Annotated in this window: 20 protein-coding genes; 13 read left to right on the top strand and 7 right to left on the bottom strand. The window is 64.1% G+C overall.

The window, feature by feature from the left end; translation table 11 throughout:
- Positions 1-54 precede the first annotated feature (54 nt).
- The 11 genes from rnd (at position 55) to hemG (U1E26_12015) (ending at position 13,107) form a co-directional block, all read left to right on the top strand.
- Positions 55-1,221 (top strand): ribonuclease D, encoded by a 1,167-nt coding sequence (rnd, locus tag U1E26_12065; protein MDZ4170371.1) that lies wholly within the window; start codon positions 55-57, stop codon positions 1,219-1,221.
- Between the two features lie 67 nt (positions 1,222-1,288).
- Positions 1,289-1,966, top strand: coding sequence for a zinc metallopeptidase (locus U1E26_12060; GenBank protein ID MDZ4170370.1), 678 nt, complete (start codon positions 1,289-1,291; stop codon positions 1,964-1,966).
- 77 nt (positions 1,967-2,043) lie between these two features.
- Positions 2,044-3,321: an exodeoxyribonuclease VII large subunit gene (xseA, locus tag U1E26_12055; protein MDZ4170369.1), complete on the top strand. Its 1,278-nt coding sequence runs from the start codon at positions 2,044-2,046 to the stop codon at positions 3,319-3,321.
- Entirely contained in the window at positions 3,314-3,556 is a 243-nt protein-coding gene (xseB, locus tag U1E26_12050; GenBank protein ID MDZ4170368.1) for an exodeoxyribonuclease VII small subunit, read from the top strand. Before xseA ends, xseB begins: the two co-directional genes overlap by 8 nt.
- Positions 3,557-3,558: 2 nt before the next feature.
- Entirely contained in the window at positions 3,559-3,912 is a 354-nt protein-coding gene (locus U1E26_12045) for a histidine triad nucleotide-binding protein (protein MDZ4170367.1), read from the top strand.
- Positions 3,913-3,917: 5 nt separating this feature from the next.
- A complete protein-coding gene (locus U1E26_12040; protein ID MDZ4170366.1) occupies positions 3,918-5,348 on the top strand; it encodes an ASKHA domain-containing protein in 1,431 nt (476 codons plus the stop codon).
- A gap of 438 nt (positions 5,349-5,786) precedes the next feature.
- Positions 5,787-7,778, top strand: a complete 1,992-nt coding sequence (gene acs / locus U1E26_12035) for an acetate--CoA ligase (protein ID MDZ4170365.1) — start codon at positions 5,787-5,789, stop codon at positions 7,776-7,778.
- 139 nt (positions 7,779-7,917) lie between these two features.
- Positions 7,918-8,982, top strand: coding sequence for a uroporphyrinogen decarboxylase (gene hemE, locus U1E26_12030; GenBank protein MDZ4170364.1), 1,065 nt, complete (start codon positions 7,918-7,920; stop codon positions 8,980-8,982).
- Between the two features lie 4 nt (positions 8,983-8,986).
- On the top strand, positions 8,987-9,961 hold the full coding sequence (gene hemH, locus U1E26_12025) for a ferrochelatase (GenBank protein MDZ4170363.1): 975 nt from the start codon (positions 8,987-8,989) through the stop codon (positions 9,959-9,961).
- A 72-nt stretch (positions 9,962-10,033) separates the two neighbouring features.
- Positions 10,034-11,548: a protoporphyrinogen oxidase gene (gene hemG, locus U1E26_12020; GenBank protein ID MDZ4170362.1), complete on the top strand. Its 1,515-nt coding sequence runs from the start codon at positions 10,034-10,036 to the stop codon at positions 11,546-11,548.
- Between the two features lie 44 nt (positions 11,549-11,592).
- Positions 11,593-13,107 (top strand): protoporphyrinogen oxidase, encoded by a 1,515-nt coding sequence (gene hemG / locus U1E26_12015; GenBank protein MDZ4170361.1) that lies wholly within the window; start codon positions 11,593-11,595, stop codon positions 13,105-13,107.
- Here hemG (U1E26_12015) and U1E26_12010 read toward each other — a convergent pair.
- Complete coding sequence (locus tag U1E26_12010) at positions 13,104-13,928, bottom strand: inositol monophosphatase family protein (GenBank protein ID MDZ4170360.1); 825 nt, start codon at positions 13,926-13,928, stop codon at positions 13,104-13,106. The genes hemG (U1E26_12015) and U1E26_12010 overlap by 4 nt on opposite strands.
- A 100-nt stretch (positions 13,929-14,028) precedes the next feature.
- Between U1E26_12010 and U1E26_12005 the strand changes: the two genes are divergently transcribed.
- Positions 14,029-15,957, top strand: coding sequence for a transketolase (locus U1E26_12005; protein ID MDZ4170359.1), 1,929 nt, complete (start codon positions 14,029-14,031; stop codon positions 15,955-15,957).
- A 25-nt stretch (positions 15,958-15,982) separates the two neighbouring features.
- Here the strand turns inward: U1E26_12005 and U1E26_12000 are convergent, their stop codons facing one another.
- The 5 genes from U1E26_12000 to U1E26_11980 all read right to left on the bottom strand — a co-directional run bounded on the left by U1E26_12000 (position 15,983) and on the right by U1E26_11980 (position 21,651).
- A complete protein-coding gene (locus U1E26_12000) occupies positions 15,983-16,576 on the bottom strand; it encodes a hydrogenase maturation protease (GenBank protein MDZ4170358.1) in 594 nt (197 codons plus the stop codon).
- A gap of 26 nt (positions 16,577-16,602) precedes the next feature.
- A complete protein-coding gene (locus U1E26_11995) occupies positions 16,603-17,934 on the bottom strand; it encodes a coproporphyrinogen III oxidase family protein (protein ID MDZ4170357.1) in 1,332 nt (443 codons plus the stop codon).
- Positions 17,935-18,082: 148 nt separating this feature from the next.
- A complete protein-coding gene (locus U1E26_11990) occupies positions 18,083-18,739 on the bottom strand; it encodes a cytochrome b/b6 domain-containing protein (protein MDZ4170356.1) in 657 nt (218 codons plus the stop codon).
- A gap of 81 nt (positions 18,740-18,820) precedes the next feature.
- Positions 18,821-20,467 carry a nickel-dependent hydrogenase large subunit gene (locus U1E26_11985; protein ID MDZ4170355.1) on the bottom strand — a complete coding sequence of 549 codons (1,647 nt, stop codon included), beginning with the start codon at positions 20,465-20,467 and terminating at the stop codon, positions 18,821-18,823.
- A complete protein-coding gene (locus tag U1E26_11980; protein ID MDZ4170354.1) occupies positions 20,467-21,651 on the bottom strand; it encodes a hydrogenase small subunit in 1,185 nt (394 codons plus the stop codon). Before U1E26_11980 ends, U1E26_11985 begins: the two co-directional genes overlap by 1 nt.
- A gap of 575 nt (positions 21,652-22,226) precedes the next feature.
- On the opposite strand from U1E26_11980, the gene U1E26_11975 reads away from it, so the two are divergent.
- A complete protein-coding gene (locus U1E26_11975; protein ID MDZ4170353.1) occupies positions 22,227-22,499 on the top strand; it encodes a DUF2249 domain-containing protein in 273 nt (90 codons plus the stop codon).
- On the opposite strand, the gene U1E26_11970 is transcribed toward U1E26_11975, so the two are convergent.
- A complete protein-coding gene (locus U1E26_11970; GenBank protein ID MDZ4170352.1) occupies positions 22,494-23,192 on the bottom strand; it encodes an HAD family hydrolase in 699 nt (232 codons plus the stop codon). The two genes, U1E26_11975 and U1E26_11970, sit on opposite strands and share 6 nt — an antisense overlap.
- Positions 23,193-23,333: the final 141 nt, after the last annotated feature.

Genomic DNA, 23,333 nt, shown 5'->3' with positions numbered 1-23,333 from the left:
CCGGCTGGTCTACCCTGCCCATAGTAGATGAGATTCCCGACGAGACGGAGTTCGATGCGCGCAGGAACACGCGAGATGTTCGTGTCCGACGATTCGGCGATGCACGAACTGGTGGCGATACTCGGATCTTCACGCATTCTCGCGATTGACACCGAGTTCATGCGCGAGAAGACCTACTTCGCAAAGCTGTGTCTGATTCAAGTGGCGAATGAGAGCGTCGCGGCCATCATCGACCCCCTGGCCGTGAGTGACCTCTCGCCCTTCCTCGACCTACTGGCCGATCCCGGAATCGTGAAGATCTTGCATGCCGGTAGCCAGGATCTGGAGATCTTCTACCGACTCACGGATTCAGCGGCCGCCCCCGTGTTCGACACACAGATAGCGGCGACGCTCGGCGGGTTCCCGCAGCAGGTGGGGTACGGGGCACTCATCAGTGAGCTGCTCGGTGTCAAGCTTGACAAGGGCGACTCCTTCACGGACTGGTCGCGTCGTCCGCTGACCGCCACTCAGGTGGAGTACGCGCTCAATGACGTGCGCTACCTTCCGGCTGCCTACGAGGCGCTCACCCGCAAGCTCACCGAGGGCGGCAGGTTGCTGTGGCTCTCGAATGACTTCGCGCGACTCGAGGACCCGGCGACCTACCTGATCGTCCCTGAGGATCAGTGGCGACGCGTGAAGCGGATATCGTCGCTGAACCGACGACAGCTTGGCGTGGCTCGCGAAGTCGCTGCATGGCGAGAACTCGAAGCGATCCGGCGCGATATCCCCAAGCGGTGGGTGCTGGGCGACGAGAGCGTCGTGGAGGTCGCTCGCCGCACACCGCGCACGCCCGCCGATCTGCAAGCTATTCGTGGTGTCTCGGACAAGGTGGGGCGTGGTTCGACGCCCGGGCTTCTCGAGGCGGTCGCTCGTGGTCTGGCGGTTGCCGAGGATGACCTGCCGTCACTTGGCAAGCGCAAGCGTCTGGTCGGCGACGTCGACGCAGCGGTCGACCTGATGGTGGCTGTGGTCCGACGCCGCTCTCGAGAGAACGGCGTCGCGATGCCCCTGCTGGCTTCGCGCGACGATCTCGAGCGTCTAGCGGGGGGAGACCGAGAGGATCATCCGCTCCTTACCGGGTGGCGGGAAGACATGATCGGTCGCGAGCTGACGCGACTGCTTGACGGTGAGATAAAGCTTTCGATCCACGATGGAGAACTCATGATCGAGGAGGGAGACTGAGCGAGCGGCACGGCACTCGCTTCAGACGCCATCTCAAGCTGCCTTACGCGCCGATGACGGAGGAAAGATGTTTCTCGACCCCACCTACCTGTTGATCATGGTCGTGTCCGTTGGACTGGGTTTCGCGACTCAGGCTTACATCAAGTCGACGTTTCGCAAGTGGAGTCATGTACCTCTTTCGACCGGTCGCTCCGGAGCCGACGTCGCCCGCGCGATACTCAACTCATCCGGTCTGTCCGGCGTTGAGATCGTTGCGGTGCCCGGAGAGCTGACCGACCACTATGATCCGCGGTCCAAGAAGCTTGCGCTCTCTGAGGCGGTCTACGCTCAGCCGAGCGTGGCCGCTGCGGGCGTGGCGGCGCACGAGGCAGGACATGCCATTCAGGATGAGCAGGGATACGTGTGGGGCAAGGTGCGCACATCCCTCGTGCCGGTGGTGAACTTCGGCTCCTCGTCGGCGGGCATACTCATCTTGTTGGGGCTGTTCACGAGCATCACGGGTCTTCTGTGGCTCGGGATCATCGCCTACTCGTTCGCGGTCCTGTTCCAGCTCGTGACGCTCCCCGTTGAGTTCGATGCGTCCAAGCGGGCCATTGCGAACCTCGAGACGATCGGGATGGTCTCGCCCGATCAGATCTCCGGTGCTCGCCAGGTTCTCAATGCGGCCGCCCTGACCTACGTCGCGGCCGCCCTCATCTCACTTCTGAACCTGGTGTACTACTTCGGTCTGGCGCGTCGGGACTGAACCAGATCGCGTCTCGGGTCGTTTCACGCGATGTCAGAGACCCTGGGTAGAATCGCGGGGAGCGAGGGGAGAGAAGCGTGGAGCAGGACCGTGCGCTGTCGGTGACAGAAGCGATGAACCGAGCCAAGGGCGCGCTCGAGGCCGTACGGGTCCGCGTCGTCGGCGAGGTTTCGGAGTTCAACGACAAGCCGGGGTACAAGGCGGCCTACTTCACCGTGTGTGACGGTTCGGCGGCGATGCCCTGTCTCATGTGGCGCGACGTCTACGACGGATCCGGCATCTCACTGAGGTGCGGCATGCTCGTCGAGTTGACCGGGCAGTTCTCGGCGTACGTTCCCAAGGGCCGCATGCAGTTCACCGTCAGGCGCCTGGAGCTGGCCGGCGAAGGCCGACTTCGCCTGCAGGTTGCAGAACTCGCCCGACGCCTGGAAGCGGAAGGGCTGATGCGCGCCGAGCGTAAGCGAGCGCTACCGAGCCATCCGCAGCGCATCGCGGTGGTGACCTCACCGCGTGGCAAGGCCATCCACGACGTGCTGCGGACGCTGCGTCGCAGATATCCTCTGGCCGAGGTCTTGGTGGCGGGCGTCCAAGTCGAGGGCGATGGCGCGGAACGTGAGCTGGTAGGCGGGCTACGCACGGCCTGTGATGCAGGCCCCGATGTGGTGCTCCTGGTCCGGGGAGGCGGAAGCTACGAGGACCTGATGCCGTTCAACTCAGAGGCGGTAGCGCGTGCTGTGGCCGCAAGCCCGGTGCCCGTCGTGACCGGCATCGGACATGAACCGGACACGTCTATCGCCGACATGGTCGCCGACGTGCGTGCCTCGACGCCCACGGCGGCTGCCGAGGCTGTGGCGCCGGCGATGGAAGACGTATCGAAGATGCTCGATCGAGACCGACGATCGTTGGCGCATGCGCTTCATCACCGTGTCTCGCGCTATGAGCATCGCTTGCTCCGGCTTGCGGAGCGCCCGGCGCTATCGGATCCCTATGCCGTCTTGGGACCAGCGAGTCAGGCGATCGATCTGGCCTCCATGCGGCTGCGACGAGCGATTCCCGAGCGCATCTCGCGCGATCTGCAGCGCGTCGGGCACGCCCGGCAGAGACTGGTCACGGTCGGACCGAGGCTGCTCGAACGCACCAGTGCCCGGCCAGCGGTACTCGCAGCTCGGCTTGAGGATCTCTCCCCACTGGGTATCCTGTCGCGGGGATGGGCCGCCGCATTCGGTGCTGATGGACGAACGGTGGTTCGCAGTGTCGTTCAGGTGTCCCGGGGCGATCACCTGAATGTGCGCGTGTCAGACGGTGTCATCGCATGTACTGTGGATGACGTGACGAACGGAGAGAATCGTGGATGAGGTCTCGCGTCCGGATGTGACGGACCTTCCCTTCGGGGCGGCGCTCGCCGAGCTGGAGGGGATAGTCGCGGAGTTGGAAAGCGGCGAACTCGAGCTTGAGGACAGCCTTGAGCGCTACGAGCGAGGAGTCGCGCTGCTCAAGGCACTCCAGACAAGGCTCGCCGACGCACAACAGAAGGTGACCATGCTCATCGGAGAGATCGAGCCCGATGATGCGAGCGAGGCGAGGGAGTGAGCATGGACCACTGCGTCTTCTGCAAGATCGTCGCGGGTGAGATCCCCTCAACAGTGGTGTGGGAGAACGACCATGTCATCGCGTTCGATGACATCTCGCCGCAGGCGCCGGTACACACCCTCGTCGTTCCGCGTGAGCACCACGTGACCCTTGGCGACGACATGAGTGAGCAGCTTTTAGGTGCCCTGATGGCTGCCGTGCCGCAGGTCGCACGCCTCAAGGGCGTCGAGCAGTCGGGGTATCGGGTGATCGTCAACAACGGCCGCGACGCCGGGCAGTTGGTCGGCCACGTACACGTACACGTGCTCGGCGGCCGTGCGATGGCTCCCGGCATGGTGAGGTTCGAAGGCGAGTAACCCGAATGCCGCTGTGCCCGGTGTCATTTCTGCCCTCGAGGGCAACCGCATGGGTCGAGGAGGGGACGTCCGTGCTGGCGGCGTCGCGCGCGGCAGGTTTGACCTTCGACGCGCCGTGCGGCGGTCGCGGGGTGTGCGGAACCTGCGGAGTGCGCGTCATCGAGGGGGAGTTGGGTGAGCCCGATGAGCAGGAGCGGGCCGGACTGAAGCGGGCCCCGTCGGGCGTCCGACTCGCGTGTCGCTCACAGGTCGTCGGGCCGGTCGTCGTGCGACCGCTGGTTGCGCCCGCTGCGATGTCGGCGGAGATCTCCGGCGGTGGGCGCGCGGCGCTTGTCGCCGGGGTCGACCTCGGAACCACCAACGTCTCCGTCGTCGTCGTCGACCGCGCCACCGGGCGCCAGATCGGCATGGCGACGGTTCCCAATCGGCAGAGGTCTTTCGGCGCTGATGTCATCACTCGAATCACCGCTGCGCTTGGAGGGGATGCCGCGGCGCTCTCAGTCGCTGCGTCCGAGAGCGTGGCCTCCGCCCTGGAGGTCGCATCGGGGGGTCAGGCGGAGAACGTGCAGCGGGTGGTCATTGCGGCAAACACCGCGATGGCGGCGCTGCTTGTGCAGGCGGACGTGTCGGTGCTGTCGGTTGCACCGTACGCTGCCCCGGTGATTCCATCGTCAATGGAAGCCTCGAAGATTCGGGGGCTCGATTCTGAGGCTGAGGTCATGTTGGTACCTCCCCTCGGGTCTTTCGTCGGTGGCGACGTACTCGCCGGACTGGAGTTCCTGGCCGCAGCGGGCGCTGACAGCCCGGTGCTGCTGGTAGACGTCGGCACCAACGCCGAGGTCGCGCTCCTTGTCGGCGACAACCTCACGGTGGCTTCCGCTGCTGCCGGCCCCGCTTTCGAAGGGGTCGCCGGTCTCTGCGGCTCTGAGGTGGTCGCCGCTCTGGCCGACCTCAGACGTGCCGACATACTGGACGAAGACGGATTGATTCGACCAGATGGTGTCGGGGTGAGCTTGGACGAGAATGGCGTACGGGTGGTTTCGGTGGGGCCGGAAGAGGACGCACTCCTCACCCAGCTCGATATCCGGGAGCTGCAGCTGGCCAAGGCCGCCGTATTCGTAGCGGTGCAGGGAGTCCTTTCTGCGGCGGCCCTCAGCGCGCAGTCGCTGTCGCGGGTGTGGGTCGCGGGTGCATTCGGTGGCGCGCTGCGCCCGGCTGACCTCGTCGCCATCGGCATGATGCCCGTTGAGGTGGGACAGGTCCTGAGTGCGCCCGGCAACGCGTCACTGGGCGGTGCAACCAAGCTCGCTCTCTCGGGCGACCTGGGTGCGGTGCGCGGGTACCTACAACAGGCGCATCACGTCGGACTGGCGTCTGACCCGAGATTCGCTGAACGTCTGCTCGACGCGGTCCGGCTGGCACCGCAGCATCTCTGATGGCACTGATGCCGTCTCCAGAATAGACGGAAGCCCCGGCCTTCGGGCCGGGGCTTCCTCAATCCTTCCCTGCTAAGTACCCCTGAGTCTCAGTCGGGCGGGCGGTCCTTAGGAAAGTCCGCCAGTACGGGCGATGCCGGTCGCCTGTCGCCCATTAGCCGGTTGCCGTCCGGATCCCCCGGAAGCGGCGTTGTGAGGGAAGGGAAACCTGTCAACGAGAAGAAGATACTCCTCCGGCCACCCCTCGCACAAGACCTCTGGGTGCCGTTGACCGACGAGGACGCGCCGTTAACCCGTTTCGGGAGGCAAGACAGACGGGTAGCACCCCTACTATGGGTCCTGCGGTCCCTACGGGGGACCGTCCTGTTCATAGGGGTACATCGGTCGGAATGCTTCAGGTCTGATCGCCGTACCACGAGAAACGAGAAGGAGGACGGTATGACTGACGAGTCTGTCGCCATCGAGTCAATGGCGGGTGTTTCGCAGGTCATCAACCCGCCCGCCTGGGTGTCCGAGCGCGCGTGGATCAAGTCGATGGATGAGTACCAGGAGATGTACGACCGCTCGGTGAACGATCCCGAGGGTTTCTGGGCCGAGATGGCCGAGGAGTACCTCCACTGGGAGAAGAAGTGGGACACCGTCCTCTCCTACGAGTTCGACACTCCGCGCGTGGAGTGGTTCAAGGGCGGCAAGACCAACGTCGCGTACAACTGCCTCGACCGCCATCTGACGACATGGCGTCGCAATAAGGCCGCGCTCATCTGGGAGAGCGACGAAGGCCGCAGCAAGATCTACACCTACCAGTCGCTCTACTACAAGGTGTGCCGCTTCGCCAATGTGCTGAAGAAGCACGGCATCAAGAAGGGCGACCGCGTCGCCATCTACATGCCGATGATCCCTGAGCTCCCCATCGCTATGCTCGCCTGTGCACGCATCGGCGCGATTCACTCGATCGTCTTCGGGGGCTTCTCGTCTCAGGCGCTGCGTGATCGCATCCAGGATTCGTCGTGCAAGATGCTCATCACCGCTGATGAAGGCGTTCGTGGTGGACGCCTCGTCCCCCTCAAGGCGATGGCCGATGAGGCTTTGCACGAATGCCCCTGCGTCGAGAGCGTCATCGTTGTCTCGCGCACCCAGAACCGCGTCGACATGGAGCCCGGTCGCGATTTCTGGTACCACGAGGAGATTCGCAGCCCTGATATCGCCAAGCACTGCGACATCGAGTGGATGGATGCTGAAGACCCGCTCTTCATCCTCTACACCTCCGGCTCGACCGGAAAGCCGAAGGGCGTCCTTCACACCACCGGCGGATACCTGCTCTACGCGACCATGACGTTCAAGTACACGTTCGACTATCACGACGAGGACGTCTTCTTCTGCACGGCTGACATCGGCTGGGTCACGGGCCACACCTACGTGGTCTACGGTCCCCTGAGCCTCGGTGGCACCTCCCTCATGTTCGAAGGGGTGCCCACGTATCCGGACGCGGGCCGCTTCTGGAACATCGTCGAGAAGCACGGCGTGAACCAGTTCTACACCGCGCCTACCGCCATTCGTGCCCTCATGAAGTCTGGTGAGGAGTGGCCTGCCAAGTACGACCTGACGAGCCTTCGCGTTCTGGGCACCGTCGGCGAGCCAATCAACCCCGAGGCGTGGCTGTGGTACTGGCGCAACATCGGTCGCTCGGAGATTCCGATCGTCGACACGTGGTGGCAGACCGAGACCGGTGGCCATATGATCACGAACCTGCCGGGTTGCACACCCATGCGTCCTGGCTCTGCGACGAGACCGTTCTTCGGAATCCAGCCAATCATTCTCAACGAGGACCAGTCTGAGACCCCGTGCGGATCAGGCGGACGCCTGTGCATCAAGTACCCGTGGCCGGGCATGCTGCGCGGCACGTGGGGTGACCCTGACAACGCTCGCGTCAAGGAGGTCTACTTCACGACCTTCCCCGGTAAGTATTTCACCGGTGACGGGTGCCGCCAGGACGAGGACGGCAACTACTGGCTGCTTGGCCGCGTGGACGACGTCATCAATGTCTCAGGGCATCGTATGGGCACGGCAGAGGTTGAATCCGCGCTCGTCAGCAACCCGCGGGTGGCCGAGGCGGCCGTCGTCGGTTTCCCGCACGACATCAAGGGCGAGGGCATCTACGCCTACGTCATCCTCAAGACCGGCGAAGAACCCAACGATGAGTTGAGGAAGATGCTCGTCGGTCACGTGCGCAACGAAATCGGACCGATTGCCAGCCCCGATCGGTTGCACTTCGTCCCCGAGCTGCCCAAGACCCGCTCCGGCAAGATCATGCGCCGTATTCTGCGCAAGGTAGCCGCGGGTGAGCGGGACTTGGATGCGTTCGGTGACATCTCCACTCTGGCGGATCCGTCGATCGTCCAGACGATCGTGGATACCGCCCCGGATCACTAGGTCCGCACATCGTCGTTCCGACTCGAAGGCCCCACTCTCTGCGAGGGAAGTGGGGCCTTCGTGCGTGGTATGATGAACGCTCGGCGCCCATGGGCGCCCTCCTCATGCATGCCCCACGAAAGGATCCAAACCGATGGCGATGAACGACCTCTTCTTGCGCGCCGCGCGCCTCGAGGCGACCGAGCGCACTCCTGTGTGGATGATGCGACAGGCCGGCCGGTACATGCCCGAGTATCGGGCCATCCGCGAGAAGCGCGGCTTTCTCGAAATGTGCTACAACCCTGAGCTCGCAGTCGAGGTGACGCTGCAGCCGGTGGACCTGATCGGTGTCGACGCGGCGATTCTGTTCTCCGACATTCTCGTGGTGTTCCCCGGAATGGGACTCGATCTGGAGTTCAAGAGCGGTGTCGGTCCGATAATCAACAACCCCGTCCGTTCGGTCGCTGACGTGCAGAACCTGGGTATCTCGGATCCGATCGAGAACACCGGCTACGTCATGGACGCCATCAAGATCCTCCGTCGCGAACTTGAGAACAAGGTGCCGCTCATCGGTTTTGCCGGCGCGCCGTTCACCCTTGCGAGCTATGCGATCGAGGGCCGGGGCACGCGCGACTACGAGAACTGCAAGGCTCTCATGTGGAGCGAGCCCGAGGCGTGGGACCTGTTGATGAACAAGTTCGCCGACACCGTGACGGCGTACCTCTGTGCCCAGATCGATGCCGGCGCGCAGACCGTTCAGATGTTCGATAGCTGGGTCGGCTACGTGGCCCCCTGGGACTACGAGCGATTCATCCTGCCGTACTCCAAGAGGGTGCTGGCTGCTGTGAAAGCCCACGGCGACAGGGTCGTCGAGGGCGGCGTGCCGGTGATTCATTTCGCCAACGGTGCCACGTCGATGATCGATTTGGTACAGCAGGCGGGCGGCGATGTCGTCGGCGTCGACTGGCGCCTGGATATGGCACGCGCCGTCGAGCTCATCGACCCGAAGTTCGGCATCCAAGGCAATATCGATCCGGTGGCGCTCTTTGGCCCGGACGCTGAGATCGAGCGTCAGGTGGTGCACATCTTGGAGGCGGTAGGAACACGCCCGGGGCACATCTTCAATCTAGGACACGGGATCCACAAGACGAGTGATCCGGAGAAGGCGAAGACCCTCATTCGCCTGGTTCACGAGCACTCGGATCGTATCAGGGGCGGAGTGTAGTCCGATGGTCAAGACGGGAGTCCTCATAACCGGCTTCGGCGGACCGAACTCGATCGAGGCCGTGGCGCCGTTCATGTGCAACCTGATGGGGCAAGAGCCTTCCGAGGAGCTCGTCACCAGGGTCTGCGCAAGGTACCTGGCAATCGGTGGCTCGTCGCCTCTGAATGAGATCGCGAAGGGTATCGCGCGCAAGATGGAGAGCTCTCTTCAGGCGGGCGGTCATGATGTACCCGTCGCCGTGGGCATGCGCTACTGGGATCCCTACATCGGCGATGCGCTTGCAGGGCTCAGGGAGCGGGGATGCGAGCGCGTCATCACCGTTTCACTCTCGCCCTTCGAGAGCAAGGTCGCCCACGGTGCCTACCGTGAGGCCGTCGACGAGGCCGTCGCATCTCTTGGCGGCATGACGGTGATCGAGGCTCCTTTGGTGTCGACCCTCGACGCGTTCGCAAGTTTCTACGCGATGTCGACCGCTGCCACGTTGGTTGAGGTCGAGAACAACGAGGGACTGGTGCTCGCATTCACCGCGCACTCGCTGCCCGAGGGCGATCTGGTGCAAGACGATCCCTATGTAGGCGGTCTGCGCGCGGTCGCCGACGCGGTGGTCGAGCAGCTGGGGCTGGAGCCGGGCGTCGAAGACGCAGGTGCGCCGATATTCGAGAGCTTCCAAGCGTATGGGGCGGCGAAGGCCCCCCGTCCGTGGTTTCTCGTCTACCAGTCGAAAGGCAACCGCCCCGGCGGGTGGCTGGGGCCCGACATCGATGAGTTGATCGATGCCGTCGCCGCCTCGGGTGCTCACGGGCTCGTCGTCGTACCCATCGGTTTTCTCACCGACCACATGGAGACGCTCTACGATCTCGACATCGTCGCGGCGGGCAGGGCGTACGATTCAGGGCTGGAATTCGTGCGTGCCCCTGCGCCCAATGACGAGGATTCCGTCATCGACGCAGTCACCGCCTCGGTACTCTCCCTGCTCTGAAGATAGTGGCCGAGTCCGCCCGCGCCGGCACGCGTGCGACCCCAACGACGCGAATACAGGAGCTCGATACGCATGAAGCATGTCATCATCATCGGCGGTGGGGTTGCCGGACTTGGCGCCGCCTACAAGGTGTCCCGGGCCGCTGAGGCGGGGCACGAGGTGTCCTTCACGCTCGTCGAGAAGGACGATCGTCTGGGCGGGTCGCTCTCGACGGAGTACATCAACGATCCCGAGACCGGGCAACCCTACATCGTCGACGGCGGCTCTGACGCGTTCATCACCTCCAAGCCCGGCGTGCATCGAGTCGCGAAGCTGCTCGGAATATTCGATGACGAAGTGCGCACGTGCGATGAGAACAAGAAGACTCTCATTGCGAAGGGCGGACGCCTCGTCGAGCTTCCCGACGGGATCATGATGTTCGCCCCGACGAAGCTGGTTCCCCTCGCGACGACGTCGCTCTACTCGTGGGCTGCCAAGCTCCGCATGGCGCTTGACCTGCTGATTCCACGCAAAGAGCGCTGGCCTGCGGGCGACACCGCCCAGCAGCACGATGAGACGCTCGAGAGCTTCGTCGTTCGCCGAATGGGGCGGGAGTCGCTCGATCGGCTCGCTGAACCGCTGGTAGGCGGAGTCCACGCATCGGATCCCGGCAAGATGTCGCTCGCCGCGACGTTCCCGAATCTGCTGGAGATGGAGCAGAAGCACGGCTCACTCATACGCGGTTTCCTGGATCAGCGCCGACTCGTCGAAGAGCAGAAGCGCAAGCACCCGCCCAAGCCCGGCGCGAAGCGGTTCACATTCTTCTCGAGCTTCCATGACGGTATGCAGTTCTTCGTCGAGAAGCTTGCTGACGCAGCCGGGCGCGACTCCATCCGCACCGGTATCGGCGTCAAGAGCGTGGCGAGCGCCGGAGACGGTTCATGGAGCGTCGTTCTGGATTCTGGAGCGACCTTGAAGGGCGACGCGGTCATCATCGCGACCCCGTCGTGGGCGGCCAGCCAGATGCTGGTTGACGCCGACAGCGACATGAAGGCACTTCTCGACAGCATCCCGTTCTCGTCGTCTGCCACGGTCCCCATGGCGTTTCGCGCCGAGGACTGCCCGTTCGATACGAAGTTCTTCGGCATTCTCGTGCCGCTCGTTGAGAATCGCCCCGTGATGGCCGTGACGATGTCGTCTTCGAAGTGGCCCGATCGGGCACCTGAGGGCCGGGTGCTGCTGCGAGGCTTTGTTGGCGGCCCGCGCAATCAGGCGATCATGGAGAAGTCGGACGACGAGCTGATCGACATCGTTCGCCAGCAGCTTGTCGAGATGCTTGGCCTGAAGGCCGACGCGAAGCCGCTGTTTGCGCGCGTGTTCCGTTGGACTATGGGGATGCCTCAGTACACGATGGGCCATCTCGACCGGATGGATCAGCTGGAGGCCATCACGGCCGGCATCCCCGGGCTGGGGCTTGCAGGCGGTAGCTATCGCGGCGTCGGTGTTCCCAACTGCCTTGAGGGCGGGGAGAGTGCCGTGAGCAAGGTTCTGGGCGATTGGGGAATCACGCTCGAAGAAGACGCCGTTGAAGAGAAGCGGGTCTGGTAGGTCGGGTGATCGGCGCGGTCGCTGCGCCAGTGAGGGGCGGACTAGTGAAGCGGGTCATCATCATCGGCGCAGGCGTGGCGGGGCTTGGCGCGGCCTATAAGGTCAAGCGTGCAGCTGACGAGGGTCACGACGTCGAGTTCGTGGTGGTTGAGAAGAACGACAGGGTCGGCGGCAAGATCGCGACCGAGATCGTGGCCGACGAGTGGGACCCGGTCGGCGAAGACGCGTCCTTCGTGGTCGATGGCGGCCCCGACTGCTTCCTCACCGAGAAGCCCGCCGTTCACCGTATCGCCAAGCTGCTCGGCTTCTTCGACCACGAACTGCCGACAGATGACGCGCGCAAGAAGACATTGATCTTGTCGCGTGGTCGACTGTTCGAGATGCCCGATGGCGTGATGATGTTCGCTCCGACCAAGTTCGTGCCGTTCGCCACCACAGGGCTCTTCTCTTGGGCCGGCAAGATCCGGATGGGCATGGATCTCCTCATCCCTAAGAAAGTGCTGGCAGAAGGCGAGTTCAACGACGAGACCCTCGAGAGCTTCGTGACTCGTCGCATGGGCAGTGAGTGCCTCGACCGGCTCGCGGAGCCGCTCGTCGGCGGTGTGCATGCCTCGGACCCCGCTCTGATGTCGCTTGCCGCGACCTTTCCCCGCTTGCTTGAGATGGAACAGAAGTACGGCTCACTGATGCGCGGATTCCTCGCCGCGCGCAAGAAGGTCGAGGAGATGCGCAAGAAGTACCCGCCCAAGCCCGGCGACAAGCCGCGGACGTTTTTCACGTCGCTCACGCGCGGGATGGCCGAGCTTCCCGAGGCCATGGCAGACGGCGCTGGTCGGGAGAGCATCAGAACCGGCGTCGCCGCCGTGGGCGTCACGCGTTCTGACGAAGGACGGTACTCCGTCAAACTGTCGGATGGTTCAACCGTCGCGGGCGATGCGCTTATCGTCGCCACTGAGTCCTGGGCGGCCGAGGAGCTTGCGCGCGGTCTCGATGAAGAGATCGCGCTGAATCTCTCTCACATCCCGACGAGTTCGTCTGCGACGGTCTCGATGGCGTTTCGTGCCGATGAGGTCGGCGTCGACATGGACGCCTTCGGAGTCCTGTGTCCGATGGTGGAGAACCGGGCTCTCCTCGCGGCCACCTACTCGTCGACGAAGTGGCCGGGACGTGCGCCCGAGGGCAAGGTGCTCTTCCGTGGATTCGTCGGAGGCCCGCACAACCAGGAGATGCTTCACCGGGACGACGACGGACTCATCGAGCTTGTGCTCTCGGAGTTGCGCTCGATCATCGGCGTGAGTGCCGACGCTCAGCCGCTCTTCTCGCGCGTCTTTCGCTGGGAAGGGGGCATGCCGCAGTACACGCTCGGGCACCTGGACCGTGTCGAGCAGATCGAAGAGCGGTGTGCCGACATCCCGGGCCTGGCGCTTGCGGGCGGATCGTACCGGGGGGTCGGGCTGCCGAACTGCATCGAGAGCGGCGAGCGCGCAGTATCGAAGGTCCTCGGCGAATGGGGTATCACGCTTGAGGAAGACTCCGCTGAGGAGAAGCGGGTCTACTAGCTCCTTGGCGTTGCAGCCTCAGCAGAGGCGATCACGTCGAGCATCTGGTCATGCAGCACGGGATTCGCCACACAGATGCTACGGCTGGCGCTCGTCCAGCCGACACCGTCCAGGTCGGTGACCCGAGCTCCCGCCTCGGCGCAGATGAGCGCTCCCGCCGCCATATCCCAGGGCTTGAGGGCGTACTCCCAGAAACCGTCTGCCTGACCCGACGCAACGTGGCAGCAGTCTATCGCGGCCGAGCCGTCACGGCGGATTCCGTGGACAGGGGCTCGAAGAAACGCGGCCAGCACCGCGAGCTGCCGGTCCAGCGGAAGGCCGCGATCGTAGGGGAATCCGGTCACGAGCAGCGCTTCTTGGACGGTTGACGCGGATGCACAACGAAGCACCTCGCCCTCGCACGTAGCTCCTTCGCCCACTGCTGCAGAGAACAGCTTCGCGGTGGCCGCGTTGTACACAGCGCCTGCAACCGAGCGGCCCTCACAAACCAGCGCGACCGAGACCGAGTAGCAGGGGAAGCCATGGAGGAACGAGGTAGTGCCGTCGAGGGGGTCGACGACCCACACCCGAGCGTCATCGAGGGTGCCCGGCTCTACGCCGAGATCGTGGCACACCTCGGGTTCCTCTACCACGATGCGCGCCCGTGGGTCGTGGGCCAGAATGGTGCGTACAACGGCGAGGCCGGATGCGATATCGGCCTCGGTGACGAAGTCGGTCGGTGACCCCTTCGACCGTACTGCGCCGGTATCGCCCGCCCTGCCCTCTAGGGCGGCACCGCCGGCCAGGGCGGCCAGCTGCGCAATCTCAAGCGGAGTTCGCACGCAGGGGTCCTTCCTCGGGAATACACTGATTCGACCACTCAAGTGTAGCGCCCTGGCGACGTGGTCGTGTGGGGCGTATCCATCGACATGAGAAGAGGCCATGCGCATGTTGAACGCCGGAGCCCACGCGCCGCTCGCCGATGACGACTACCGGGAGCTGGCGTCGCGCGCGCTGGCGTCGCGTCGCACGGTCCTCACGGCCACGAGTGTCGCAGCATCGGGGCATCCGGGAGGATCCTTCTCGTCCCTGGAGATCTATACGCTTCTGGTGGGAACGGCCCGGCTTCGCCCACTGGAGCCTCGCTGGGAGGGTCGCGACCGGATCGTCATGTCGCACGGGCATACGTCTCCCGGCGCGTACGCCGCGCTCGCGCATGCGGGATTCTTCCCGGCAGGCGAAGTCGAGGCGCACTTCCGCAGGGCGGGGAGTGTCTTCGAGGGACATGTAGAGCGCTCGGTCCCCGGAATCGAGTGGTCGACCGGCAACCTGGGTCAAGGGCTGTCGGCGGGCGTGGGGCTCGCCTTGGGTGCGAGGATGACAGGTGCAGACTGGCATACCTTCGTCGCCATGTCCGACGGGGAGCAGATGAAGGGACAGGTCGGTGAGGCTCGCAGGCTAGGCGCGAGGGAGGCGCTGGGGACGGTCACGGCGGTCGTCGACTGGAACGGCATACAGATCTCGGGTAGGACGCGCGATGTCATGCCCGTGGATCTGCCGGCAACGTGGGCCGCGGACGGGTGGCGGGTCTACGAGTGCGACGGGCACGACCTCAAGGCGTTGCACGAGGCGATCGCCGCTGCGGTCGACGACGGGGTGCCCAGTGTGGTTCTGGCGCGGACCATCATCGGCAAGGGCGTCTCGTTCATGGAAGGGTTGCCCGAGTTCCACGGGCGGAGCCTGACTCGCGACGAGTACGTCAAAGCGACAGATGAGCTGGGCGCAGGCCCCGACGCGCTGGGCGCTGCGGTGGTTCGCCGGACGGCCCCGTGCCAAGTCAGTCACCTCGATCACCAGACGCCAGCCATTGCGATCGAGCGTGGCAGCGCGCGCTCGTACGAACCCGGTACGCAGGCAGACTGCCGTTCGGCCTGGGGCGCGGCGCTCGTAGACCTTGCTGACGCGAATCCCGACACTGCGATCGCGGTGTTCGACTGTGACTTGGCCGTGTCGGTCAAGACGGATGGATTCCTCGCAGCGCACCCGTCCGGCTTTGTTCAGTGCGGCGTGGGAGAGCACAACGCAGCTACCGCAGCAGGGGCATGCTCCACGGTTCCCGGCGTAGTGACGTTCTGGTCGGACTTCGGGGTCTTCGGGGTTGATGAGGCCTACAACCAACAGCGGCTCAACGATTTGAACGGGGCTGCGTTGAAGTTGGCGGTCACGCACTGCGGTCTGGACGTGGGCGAGGACGGCAAGACCCACCAGTGCCTCGACTATGTGGGCGCGTTTCGCGATTTCTTCGGTTGGAAGGTGATCGTTCCTGCTGACGCCAACCAGGCCGACCGCGCCGTGCGTGAGGCCGCCGCCCTGCAGGGCTGCGTGGCGATCGCGATGGGACGCAGCAAGCTGCCCGTGATCTGTGACCGCGAGGGAGCGGCCCTGTTCGACGGTGAGTACGAGTTCAACTACGGCGACATCGTGTGGGCGCGCGACGGATCTGACGCCTGCATTCTGGCGATGGGGACGGTAGCCGGGGCGGCTGTGGCCGCATCGGATCTGCTGCGCGAGGAAGCGATCGGCGCCGCGGTGGGAATCGTCGCCTGCCCGTTGCATCTGGACGACCGCATGATGGACCGTGTCGCGTCGATGCCCGCGGTGCTGACCGTCGAGGACCACAATGTGAGCACCGGTCTCGGCGCGTCGGTCGCGCAGTGGCTTGCAGACAGTGGAGTCGGTGTGTCGTTCACGCGGCTCGGGGTGCAGGGCTTCCAGCCGTCGGGACCCGCAAGCGACCTGTTCAAGCGCGCAGGTCTGGACGCAGCGGGGATAGCGGCGTCCGTACGGCGCGCCCTCATGATGAGCGAGTAGGGCTCGGCTCGAGTCAGCCGGCGAGTCAGTCGTCCTGAGCCTCGGGCTGCGAGGCGATAGGCGCCTCCGGCATGGGTGCGTACGAGCGCAGTGCCTCTATGACGCGCGCGTGGAATCCTGCAGCGTCCGCGCGCACCTTTGGGCTGACCCCGAGCTCGCGCAGGCGATCCAGCACAGCACCTGCAGCCAGAGGCAACGCCCCTTCGCAGGGGGCCGACAGCTCAAGGACCCACTCGACGATCTCCTCGATCTGCATGACCACGCAGATGGTTTCCGGGGCGCGGTCGATAAGAGCTGCCGCACCCAGCACATCGACGAGGCGCGTATCGTGCAGTGAGTGCATGACCTGCCCGTTTGCAAGAGCCTCGGGCGTCAGGACGAGGACGGTCCCTGCGGGATGTCCGGAGTCGCGCATGGCATCGACGATGATCAGGTGGTCGAAGCCGGTGAACATGTTGAGGATCGAGTAGCCCATGGTGCCTGCGTCGGCGATCTCGACGTGCTCGGGGAAGTCGTAGGTGGTCATCAGCAGCTCGGCGACGCGCGGGCCGATGCCCTCGTCGCGCATCAAGGGGTTGCCAACGCCCATCACCAGGATGCGCTGGGGCGCGTCGGTCATCGAGGTTCCTTACCTGTTCGTCTCGCCTAACACGCGGCGAGGCTGGGTTCTGTCGAAGGCAGTGCCGAGGTGTCACCTTCAAGCAGAAGGAGGCGCTCGTCAAGGGGGAGTTCGGCACGGGCCCTGTCGCGAGCGTCGTTTGAGAGCGCGAGCGTCTCGCGCATCATGACCAGAAGCAGGTAGCGACCTTTGTCCGTGAGAGTCATCTCGTCAGCCGTGTTGGTCGCGATGCCTCCGACCGCGGTCATGAAGGCGATCTCGGCGAACAACCCGATCTCCACCGGCAGTCCGAAGTCACGCTTGAATCGCCGCTTGTCGAGTCTCAATCCGAACAGATCAGTCACGAACCGGTAGCGCATGCGCGCCAACAATCGGTAGCGCGTCCCGCGCTTGACCACTGCCATCTGCCCGCTCGATATGCGCTCGTGGTACTCGCGGAGCGAGAAGGTGTTTGCGTAGGACGTGTCCGAGAGGAACGACAGCGCGCCGGAGCCTATGCCGACGTACTCGGGGAAGTCGACGATGTACTCGTCGATCATCGCAGAGCGGTCGCGCGAGAAAGTCCATGCGCTGGCGGGCTCGAACTCGGGCGCGAGCGACTCGGAGATCTGCTCGTAGTAGCGGGCCTCCCGAGCGTAGTCCAGGTCTCCTACTGTCTCGGCGAGCTCACGTCTGCGCAGCGGTGATGCCATGAGTGGGTAAAACGTCGTCTGACTGACGCCAAGCTCTCTCACAAGCTCGATGTCGCGCGCGAGGATCTCCTCGGTCTGACTGGGGAAGTTGAATATCATGTCGACGTTGAACGAGGGGAAAGCCGTCGCGACCGATGCGACACGCTCGTAGACCTCCTGGCCGCTACCGTACTTGCCCAATCGGTCCATCTGCATCAGCAGACGGTCGTCGAAGCTTTGGATGCCGACCGAAAGCCGCTGAACGCGGCCGTCGAGGATGCTGACGAGTTCAGGTTCCAGATGGTTGGGACTCGTCTCGGAGGATACCTCGCTGATCGAGGGGAACAGCGAGCGGGCCAGATCGATCGTCTCAGCGAGCTCGTCGAGAAGAATCGTCGGAGTACCTCCACCGACGTAGAGCGAGTGGAAATCGTAGCCCAGTTCGGCGGTCATGCGCATCTCGGCGCGTAGGTCGGCGAAGTAGGCCCGCGCACGATCTTCTTGGTAGAGGAAGCGGTTGAACGAGCAGTAGGTGCACAGCCGCTCGCAGAAGGGGACGTGTGCGTACAGGAGGTAGCCGCGACCGGGTGCTGGCCCGGGCAGCATCGTCTCATCGGTGGGGTACGTCGCCAAGTAGCGGCGGTTGAGCACCCCCAAGGCGCGTGTGACAACGCGTTCAGCGAACAGGACGACCAGCTCCTTCTCGTCTTGAGTTCTGCATTCTGCCCAGGCGGGCGGTTGTCCTGCCTGTCTGCGCGGATTACCAGACTGAAGAGCCCCGGCAGTGCGCCGGGGCTCTTCTTGATCCAGCAGTCGACGCGAAGTGCGGCCGGACCTAGTGGTCCGCCGACTCCTTCCAAGCGAAGATCATCTTCGACGGAGCGAAGTTGTAGATGTTCGCCAGATACACGTGTGCAGCGGTGAAGATCAGGATGAGCCACATGGTCCAGTAGTGGATGATGCGCATCGGCATGAGGCTTGCGCCGCCGATACCGAACATGTCGGCAACCCAGATCGAACCCGCAAGGAAGAAGGGCCAGTCCGATGTCGGTCCCCACAGGGCGAAGCCCGTGTAGGCGGCCAGCAGCGTCAGGGGGATCGTGGCGAGATAGGCGATCTTCTGCAGGACACCATACTTCGCCGAGATCGGGTGATCCTTCTTCATGAACAGGTAGTACTTCACCCACGGCCACATCTGGTGACGGTTGGCCTGCTGCGGTAGCCAGTTCTTGATGTCGGTGTCGACCTCGCGCGTATCGGGCATGTTCGCCGTCTTGACGAAGAACGCCAAGAAGATGCGCAGCGCGAGGTTGATGATGAGCACAAACATCCAGAAGAAGTGCGTCCCACGAGCCACACCCATCAGACCCGGGAAGATCGGGAAGTGGATGTAGAAGCCCGAAAGCGTCAGGAAGAACATGGCTAGCACGTTGATCCAGTGCGTCAGCACGAAGGGCATCGGATGAGCTTCACGATAGAGTTTGTGAGCCATCTACCTCACCCCCCACTGACGCGTATACACGGTTCCGGTCTTGCCGGTCTTGCGTTCAGTCACGTGAACGCCGCACCCGATTCAAGGATCGAAGCTGCGGGCGATACGAGCTGCCTCCATGGGCTTCTCGACGTCCAGGACCGGGGCGCCGATGAGCGCCTCTTCCATCGGGCCGCGAACGCCCTCGGCATCGCGAGGGCTGATGTCCCACGTCGACGGAGTGACGACCTGGTAGTTGGAGATGAGTCCACCTTCGACGTTCATGAAGTGGCCTAGCGCGCCACGCGGCGCCTCCCACATACCTGCGCCCTTGCCGGCGTCCTTCTCGATCGGCTCATAGAAGGCGATGCCGCCTTCCTTGATGGCGCCGATGAGCTCGTTGACCCACTCGACAGACCAGTCGGCGACAACCGCGGTCTCGAGGTTGCGGGCCGCGACACGGCCGAGCAGTGAGACGAGAACCTCGGGCTTGCCTGCGGCACCGAGCGCTGTGAGGGCGGTATCGACGATGGACTTCACGGGAGCCACGCCACGCAGGTATGCGACGAGCATACGTGCGAGCGGTCCGACTTCCATCGACTTGCCGTCGTAGCGGGGGGCCTTGGCCCACGAATACTTGTCGTTGATGTCATAGCCGGGGAACGTATCCACGGCCTCCGTCTTGCCGTCCTGCGGATTCAGTCCGCTTTCGGACTTGAACCACGAGTGCTCGACGTACTCGAGCACCTTGTCGGGGCTCGCGTCCTCGACCTTGAGTCCCTGGGCGGTGAAGATCGCACCGTTGGGAAGGTAGCGCTTCGTCATCTCCATCGACGGGTCGTTGAAGACGCCCCACGCCAGGAAGTTGCCGGTTCCGGCGCCGTAGCTGAGGGCGTCAGCGTAGAACGGCGCGATTGCGAGCGTGTCGGGGATCATCGTGTTGTAGACCCAGTCACGCACACGCATGAAGCGGAAGAGCACGTCGTCGATCTTCTCCTCGGTGGGCACCCATGAGGTCCCGCCGGGAATCGAAGTCATGAAGTGCGGGAACTTGCCGCCCATGATCGCGATGATGCGAGCGGCCTCCGCCTGGATCTCGAGCGCCTCCAGATAGTGGGCCACCGCGATGAGGTGAAGCTCGGCGGGCATGTCCTGCGCGTAGGCGGGGTGACCGAACCACCCGTTGGTGAAGATGGACAGCTGGCCGCCTTCAACGAGGGTCTTGAGCTTGGACTGCACGGCACCGAAGTCCGCCGTCGACGTGCCGGCAGCTTGTGCGAGCGCGTACGTATCGGCGATGTCGGCCTCGAGCGCCTTTGAAGGGTCGACGTAGTCGAGTGCCGCCAGCGTGTAGAACCACAGCACGTGGCTGTGCAGGAACTCCGCGGCCTCGATGAGGTTGCGGACGATGCGCGCGCCGTTGGGGATGGTGACCCCCAAGGCCGACTCAGCGGCCATCGTAGCGCCGTGGCCGTGGGAGACCGGGCACACACCGCAGATTCGCTGCGACACATAGAATGCGTCAGCAGGCTGGCGGCCCTTCAGGACCGTCTCCATGCCACGGTACAGACCACCTGAGACCCAGGCGTCGGTGATCACGCCACCTTCGACCGAGCACTCGACACGCAGGTGACCCTCAATCCGGGTCAGCGGGTCGATGACCGCAGTCCCGCTGGCGGCCGATATAGGCACCGGTGTAGCCGACGTGGTGGTGGGTGTTGCAGTGGACGTAGTTGCCTTGGAAGCCACTACTTTTCGCCCCCCTTCGCGCCGCGCTTGGCGTCATAGTCTTTCATGGGCTCGGTAGCAGGACCTTCGCCGATACGGCCGGCAGCCTTCATGCCGATTCCGTGCACAGCGAGTGCGCCGACGACCACACCGCCGGCTACTGCTCCCACTACGCCGGGGTTGAACCCGCCGCCCTGTGGGCCGGAGCCGATGGCGACCTGCGGCATGCGACCGAGGAACGGCGCGCCGTTGTCGACCCAGTTGTAGTTCGCGCAGCCGATGCAGGGGGAGCCGGACTCGACGCACCAGCTTACCGAGTTGTTCCAGCGTACGATCGGGCAGTTGGTCTGGGTCTGGGGGCCCTTGCATCCGACGGGATACAGGCAGTAGCCCTTGGCCTCTTCGGCCGAACCGAACTGGTAGACGAACTCGCCATTCTCGAAGTGACCACGACGCGGACAGTTGTCGTGGATGGTCTGGCCGAATATGAACTTCGGCCGGCCGTACTCGTCGAGCTTGTCGAGGATGCTGCCGTCAGCCAGCTGACCGAGCAGCAGTGCGTCGATGATGATCGCGACGATCCATTCCGGATTGACCGGGCATGTGGGCAGGTTGATGACGGGTGTCGCGATGCCCTTCTCTTTCAGGTACATCGAGATGCCGGTGCCGCCTGCAGGGTTCGGCGCCGCCTTTACCCAGCCACCATCGACCGCACAGGAGCCGACCGCGATGACTGCGGCAGCCTTGGGCGCGATCTCGTCGATGTATTCCAGCCCCGTCTTGCCGGCGATTCGAAGGGTGTTGCCTTCGAGTCCCGTCATGACGGTGCCCTCGTAGATCATGATGAAGTTGCCCTCGTTCGCCTCCGCGGTGTCAAAGAGCGCCACATCGGCTTCGTGACCGGTGGCCATCATGATCGTCTCGATGTAGTTCAGGGACAGGATGTCGAGCACGATCTGCGCGATGTCGGGATACGTGGCCTGAGCAGCAGACTCAGTACAGCCCGTGCACGCGCCGCCGTTCACCCAGACGGCGGGGTAGAGTTTCGAGCCTGCGGCTGCCTCGACTGCGCCTGCGATGGTTGGAGCCATCGTCTCGGCGAGTCCGAGCATCGCCGCGACCGAGCCGCAGTACTTCAAGAAACTGCGGCGGGTCACGCCGCGCTCTGCAAGCTGGTCGTAGAACGCTCGATCCTCATGCGCCATGCCATACACCTCCTTGTGATTCGGTTCTAGACGTTGGGACAGATGCCGTGCGCCACGGACTGCGCGGGCCCCGGCGGCCCTACCGTGGCTCGTATCAGGAACGAGCAGACCCCCCCTCACTGAGACTCAGAGACGAAACGATGCATCGCGCGCACACCGGATCCCCACCGCAAAACGGCGGATAGCCGGGGATTGCCTGAGAATGGTGGGTGGCGAGAGAGGTAAGAGCGGAGAGGGGCGCACGGCCCGTCAAGGGTCGGCGTCAAACGGTTCGATGCACGAATGCCAAGACCCTGCGACCCCCTCGTTGGTCGGCTGCCCGGTCTCCTGAACCAGTACGCGCCCTGTCTTTCAGGCGGTCCCTCTCTGGCCAGCCCCTATTCTAACACCCACGTACGGCGCAAAACGACAGCGCTCGTAGGACTATTCTTCCCATAGACTCGGGTTTCCTCGTCTTGGGGTCCTGCGAGCCGGGTATGCGCTATGCTGGGTTCCTCAACCAGAAGGTGTTGCGCAGGACTCCGGCGAATAGTCCTTGCAGCACAGGTTGACTGTCTCGTACAGGGGTGAGGTTCGTGTCCAAGCACAGCGGCGAACTCGTCGTTGACATCCGCAAGCTCGATCCGGCACTGCGCCGCGCCGTCGTGTTCGCTGTCGTCGACAAGATGCTCGAGCTGGCGTCAAGCAACCAGATCGTGCTGGTGTGCGACCATGAGCCCGCAGGGCTCGGTTATCAGATCGATCTTCGGCGAGAGTCGCGCGGTCGCTTCGAGTTCACGTATGACCGGCGTTCCGACGGTGCATGGGTCGCTTTTGTGAGACCCAAGAAGGGCAAGATGGCGTCATAGCACTCGGGTGAGTAGGTCGTCCAGATCGGCGATCGACCCGCTCCAGGTGGACGTGACCCCGGGCAATCCTCCGACGTAGAACGTCCGCATCCCCACGTCCGCTGCAGCCATATCCAGCATCGGGTCATCCCCGACCATGAGGCATGCATCGGGTGCGACGCCGAGAAGCTCGGCGATCTGGCGGAAGTAGTGGGGGAGGGGCTTGCACGCCTCGGAGTTCTCGTAGGAGGTCACCAAATCGAACTGGTCCGGGCTGAAGCCTGCCCAGCGCACCCGCTCCGCTACTGCCGCGTACGGAAAGATCGGGTTGGTGGCCAGGGCGCACTTGAGTCCGTGCCCCCGGGTGGCCGCGACCGCAGAAGCCGCGCCGTCGCGAGGCCCGTTACCAGCCTTGAGAGAGGGGAAAGAGCTCTCATAGAACGTCGCCAGCGTGGATCGGGTGACGGGGTCGGCAAGATCGGCGCCGGTCAGTTTCAAGAAGTGCTCCTCGAAGACCGAGCGGTTCGTGCGGCCGACGTGAGGTTCGCACATAGCGGCCGTTGCCTGCATAACGGCCTCCAGAGCGGTCTTCTCGTCGGTGTGGACGAGCCGCGCAAGCTCCGGTCCCAGTAGTGCGAAGTACTCGCGAAGGAACCCCTGCAGATCGATGTCGAGGAGGGTTCCGTCCAGGTCGAAGAGCACTGCGTGTATCACGAAAGCCTCCCGGTTTGAGGTGCGCGGGCGCATGGTAGCACGCCTTGCGCGGACACGGAGCGGGGGTGCTCGACTTCCTGAACGAGTGTTGACACGAGGCATACCCTGTGGGGTATCATGCGGTATACCCTACGGGGCATT

Source organism: Coriobacteriia bacterium (assembly GCA_034370385.1).
Classification (GTDB): domain Bacteria; phylum Actinomycetota; class Coriobacteriia; order Anaerosomatales; family PHET01; genus JAXMKZ01.
Note: the sequence above shows the minus strand (reverse complement) of the source record. Positions and strands in the feature narration are given on the sequence as shown.

Coding starts and splice junctions, on each gene's coding strand:
- hemH (MDZ4170363.1), top strand. CDS start 8,987: ATGGTCAAGACGGGAGTCCTCATAACCGGCTTCGGCGGACCGAACTCG.
- U1E26_11990 (MDZ4170356.1), bottom strand. CDS start 18,739: ATGGCTCACAAACTCTATCGTGAAGCTCATCCGATGCCCTTCGTGCTG.
- U1E26_12005 (MDZ4170359.1), top strand. CDS start 14,029: ATGCGCATGTTGAACGCCGGAGCCCACGCGCCGCTCGCCGATGACGAC.
- U1E26_12060 (MDZ4170370.1), top strand. CDS start 1,289: ATGTTTCTCGACCCCACCTACCTGTTGATCATGGTCGTGTCCGTTGGA.
- hemE (MDZ4170364.1), top strand. CDS start 7,918: ATGAACGACCTCTTCTTGCGCGCCGCGCGCCTCGAGGCGACCGAGCGC.
- U1E26_12045 (MDZ4170367.1), top strand. CDS start 3,559: ATGGACCACTGCGTCTTCTGCAAGATCGTCGCGGGTGAGATCCCCTCA.
- U1E26_12040 (MDZ4170366.1), top strand. CDS start 3,918: ATGCCGCTGTGCCCGGTGTCATTTCTGCCCTCGAGGGCAACCGCATGG.
- rnd (MDZ4170371.1), top strand. CDS start 55: ATGCGCGCAGGAACACGCGAGATGTTCGTGTCCGACGATTCGGCGATG.
- U1E26_11980 (MDZ4170354.1), bottom strand. CDS start 21,651: ATGGCGCATGAGGATCGAGCGTTCTACGACCAGCTTGCAGAGCGCGGC.
- hemG (MDZ4170362.1), top strand. CDS start 10,034: ATGAAGCATGTCATCATCATCGGCGGTGGGGTTGCCGGACTTGGCGCC.
- U1E26_12000 (MDZ4170358.1), bottom strand. CDS start 16,576: ATGACCGACGCGCCCCAGCGCATCCTGGTGATGGGCGTTGGCAACCCC.
- acs (MDZ4170365.1), top strand. CDS start 5,787: ATGACTGACGAGTCTGTCGCCATCGAGTCAATGGCGGGTGTTTCGCAG.